This is a genomic window from Pseudoalteromonas sp. SIMBA_162 (genome assembly GCF_046535955.1).
GTDB lineage: Bacteria > Pseudomonadota > Gammaproteobacteria > Enterobacterales > Alteromonadaceae > Pseudoalteromonas > Pseudoalteromonas marina.
Genome location: NZ_JAWJBQ010000474.1, coordinates 1 through 268, shown reverse-complemented (window position 1 = coordinate 268; position 268 = coordinate 1). Strand labels below are relative to the sequence as shown.

The 268-nt window shown below is 65.7% G+C and carries 1 protein-coding gene; it reads left to right on the top strand.

What is annotated here, in order from left to right:
* Nucleotides 1–268: Ig-like domain-containing protein (locus R0J88_RS20550; protein WP_410900960.1), on the top strand; the 268-nt coding region annotated here is incomplete at both ends.

Sequence of the window (268 nt, the reverse complement as noted above, 5' to 3'; positions counted from 1 at the left end):
GCCGACCATCGTCGGTACCACTGATGCCGAAGACGGCAGCACCGTCACCCTGGTCATCACTGACAGCGATGGTAACGAGCAGATCGTCACCGCCACCGTGGAGAACGGCACCTACAGCGTCGATGCCGAGACGCCGCTGAGCGAAGGCGAGTACAGCGTCGAAGCCTCGGTCACCGATCCGGCCGGCAACACCGCGACCAGCAATGACGTGGGCGAGATCGACGCAAGTGCGCCGGCGCTCACCGTCGATGCCCCGGCACTGACCTCC